Below are 3,456 nucleotides of genomic sequence, written 5' to 3'. Positions count from 1 at the left end.
ATACCGGCGCGGGCGCAGGCCTCGTCGGCGATGCGGCGCACCGGCAGCGGCTCGCCGCCCGAGACGTTGAAGACCTCGCCGTCCGCCTCCGGCGGCGCGGCAAGCGCCACCATCACCGCATCGACGACATCATCGACATGGGTGAGATCGATGCGGGCGCGGCCGTCGCGGAAGACGGGCAGCGGGCGGCTCTTCGCCGCCTTGATGAGGCGCGGCAGCAACGCGCGGTCGCCGGCGCCGTAGATGCCGCGCGGCCGCAACACTACCGGGTGGATGGCGGGCGCCGCCAGCACCAGCCGCTCAGCCTCGCGTTTGGTGCGGGCATAATGGTTGACCGGATCGGGCAAGGCGGCGTCCTCGGTGAGACCGAGTTGGTCGCGAAAGGCGAAGCACACGGACGGGCTTGAAATGTGGACGAAGCGGCTCACACCTTGCCGGGCCGCGAAATCGAGGAGGTTTTGCGTCGCCGTGACATTGGCCGCCTCGAAATCCGCCAGGCGCCCGAAGGGCGCGGAGAGGGCCGCGCAATGGACGATCCGCTCGACCCTGCCCAGTCTCGGATCGAGCGCGCTTTCGAGCGGCCGCGACAGGTCATGGCGGGTGATCCGATGGCCGGCGGCCTCCAGCGCCGCACAACATGCCGCATCGCGGCCGAGCCCGAGCGCCAGCGTGCCGGACGCGGCCAGCCTTGCCAGCACATGGGAGCCCAGAAATCCGCTGGCGCCGGTGACGAGCACGGCCATCGTCAAACCTCCAGCGCCATGCCGCCGAAGGACACGCCGGCCGAGGTGCCGAGGAACAGCAGCCTGGTGCCCGACGCGATCCGGTCCCCGCGCCGCGCGACATCCAGTGCAAACGGAATGGAGGCGGCGATCTGGTTGCCGTAGCGGGCGGAGATGTCGACGAGTTTTTCCGGCGCGAAGCCGGTCTGGCGCGCCATATGCGCCAGCGCGAACGGGCTTGCCTGATGCGGCACGACGAGGTCGACATCCGCGTGCCGCCAGCCGGCGCGCTGCAAAAGCTCGGTTACGAAGCCGCTGAAATGGCGCGAGGTGACGCGGAACAGTTCCTTGCCCTCCATGTGGAACAGGCTGTGGCGGGCGAATTCCTCCGGCTGGCGATGGAAGTCGAAACGCGTGCCGCCCGATCCGATGCCGCAGACCTCGTAGGCCGAAGGATAGGTGCGCATCAGATTGGCCACCACCCTGCCCTCGCCGGGTCCGGCCTTGCGCAAAATCGCCGCCGCCGCGCCGTCGCCGAAGAGAGCGGCGACCTCCGGCTGGTCGCGCCACGGCAGCGCGCGCGAGGCGACCTCCGAGGAGAATACAAGCGCCGTGCTGAATTGCCCGGCCTCGATCAGGCGCGAAGCCGTCTCGAAGGCGGTGAGGAAGCCGAGGCAGGTGCTGTTGACGTCGAAGGCGGCGGCCGAACCGTCTGGCAGGCCAAGGCGCTGCATGACCAGTGGCGCGGTCGCCGGCAGCGGCTGATACGGCACGCCGCAGCCGCCGATGATCAGATCGACCTCACAGGCTTCCAGCCCGGCATCGGTCAGCGCCAGACTGGCCGCCGCGCAGGCCAGATCGATCTGCGATTCGCCTTCGCAGACGTAGCGCTCGACGACACCGGTGGCTTCGAGCCGACCTTGGGTAAGGCCAAGCCGTTCCTCCAGTGCGCGCGAGGTCACGCACTGAGCCGGCACCGCCCCACCGGTTCCGATGATCTTGATACGCATTCTCAACCCGCCGAATGAGTTCGCGTCTATCTAATCCATAAAGCGGATCAGGGGCGATGGCCATGATGGTGGCCCAAGGGTGAGAGCTATCCGGGCGGGGTCGCATCGCCCCAAAAATCGTCTGTCGGCGCCGCGCCGACGTTTCCTATCTAATGATTGGCGCCCATCAGTATGGAACCTACGCCTTGCGCTCCCAGCGCCGATCCGGCGTCTGCTGCCAGTAGGTCACCGTGTGGCCGGCCTCCTTCATCGTTTTCCAATGGCTGCGCGCCCCTTCCAGTTGCGCGGCGTCATGGCCGTCGAACAGGAAGACGGCGCGCTCGTAGCCCGAGAGGTCGGCAGGCGCCGCGCCGTCGACCAGGAAACGGATCTGCGCGGCATTCGGGTTGCCCTCGCCGGTGGTGAGCAGGATCGGCTGCTCGCCCGGATAGGCTTCACGGTCGGTGGCATGCGCCAGGAAGGAATCGTCGCGGAACGTCCACAGATGCTGGTCGAGCGCGTCGCGCCGCTCCTCGGTGCCGGTCTGCACCACGGCGCGCCAGCCGCGGTCGACGCTGCGCTCGAGCAGGCCGGGCAGCGCCTCCTCGAGCGTCGATTCGGTCAGGTGGTAGAATAGGATCTCGGCCATGATCGCGCCTCGAACGGCCTTACCCCTCGTAGTGGTCGCGCACGAGACGGTCGAGCAGCCGCACGCCGAAGCCCGAGCCCCAGGACTGGTTGATCTCGCTTGGCGGCGAGCCCATCGCCGTGCCGGCGATGTCGAGATGCGCCCACGGCGTCTCCTTGACGAAGCGCTGCAGGAACTGCGCGGCGATGATGGCGCCGCCGTAGCGGCCGCCGATGTTCTTCATGTCGGCGTTCTTGGAATCGATCAGCTTGTCGTATTCGGCGCCCAGCGGCATGCGCCACAGCCGCTCCTGCGTCGCCTGCCCGGCGCCGGAGAGCCGGTCCGCCAGCTCGTCATTGTTGGAGAACAGGCCGGCATAGTGCTGGCCGAGCGCGACCATGATGGCGCCGGTCAGCGTCGCCAGATTGACCATGAATCTCGGCTTGAAGCGGTCATTGGTGTACCAGAGCGCGTCGGCCAGCACGAGGCGGCCTTCGGCATCGGTGTTCAGAACCTCGATGGTCTGGCCCGACATCGAGGTGACGATATCGCCGGGGCGCTGGGCGTGGCCGTCGACGGCATTCTCGACCAGGCCGATGACGCCGATGACATTGGCCTTGGCCTTGCGGGCGGCAAGGGCGTGGATGAGCCCCGTGACGGCGGCGGCACCGCCCATGTCGCCCTTCATCTCCTCCATGCCTGAGGCCGGCTTCATCGAATTGCCGCCGGTGTCGAAGGTGACGCCCTTGCCGACGAAGGCGACCGGCGCGTCCTTGGCCTTGCCGCCCTTCCAGTGCATGACCGCCATGCGGGCGCCGCGCGGCGAGCCCTGCGCGACGCCGAGCAGCGAGCCCATGCCGAGCTTCTTCATCTCCTTCTCGGTCAGAATCTCGACCTCGACCCCGAGCGCCTCCAGGTCCTTGGCGCGCGCGGCGAACTCCACCGGGCCCAGCGTGTTGGCGGGCTCGTTCACTAGATCCCGCGCCAGAAGCACGCCATCGATCACCGCCGCCTCATCGGTGAAAGCCTTCTTTGCCGCGGCGGGATCGGCGCAGTGGATTGTCACCTTGACCGGCTTCTTCGGCTCGTCCTTGTCCTTCTTGGTCTTGTACTTGTC

At 67.9% G+C, this 3,456-nt stretch carries 4 protein-coding genes; all 4 read right to left on the bottom strand.

Annotated elements, in window-relative coordinates; all coding sequences use genetic code 11:
* Window positions 1–743: NAD(P)-dependent oxidoreductase (locus tag EN780_RS30160; protein ID WP_133372775.1), on the bottom strand; the 743-nt coding region annotated here is incomplete at its 3' end.
* 2 nt (window positions 744–745) lie between these two features.
* Entirely contained in the window at window positions 746–1,732 is a 987-nt protein-coding gene (locus EN780_RS30155) for a 3-oxoacyl-[acyl-carrier-protein] synthase III C-terminal domain-containing protein (RefSeq protein WP_128276114.1), read from the bottom strand.
* Window positions 1,733–1,910: 178 nt separating this feature from the next.
* Window positions 1,911–2,360, bottom strand: coding sequence for a DNA polymerase III subunit chi (locus tag EN780_RS30150; protein WP_128276113.1), 450 nt, complete (start codon window positions 2,358–2,360; stop codon window positions 1,911–1,913).
* Between the two features lie 19 nt (window positions 2,361–2,379).
* Window positions 2,380–3,456: leucyl aminopeptidase (locus EN780_RS30145; protein WP_128276112.1), on the bottom strand; the 1,077-nt coding region annotated here is incomplete at its 5' end.

The sequence above is a fragment of the Mesorhizobium sp. M4B.F.Ca.ET.089.01.1.1 genome (assembly GCF_004022605.1).
In the GTDB taxonomy this organism is placed as follows: Bacteria; Pseudomonadota; Alphaproteobacteria; order Rhizobiales; family Rhizobiaceae; genus Mesorhizobium; species Mesorhizobium abyssinicae.
This window is presented reverse-complemented; position numbering and strand designations above follow the sequence as displayed.

What these genes read in the sequence shown, in the direction of transcription:
- EN780_RS30155 (WP_128276114.1), bottom strand. Translation starts at nt 1,732, where the DNA reads ATGCGTATCAAGATCATCGGAACCGGTGGGGCGGTGCCGGCTCAGTGC.
- EN780_RS30150 (WP_128276113.1), bottom strand. Translation starts at nt 2,360, where the DNA reads ATGGCCGAGATCCTATTCTACCACCTGACCGAATCGACGCTCGAGGAG.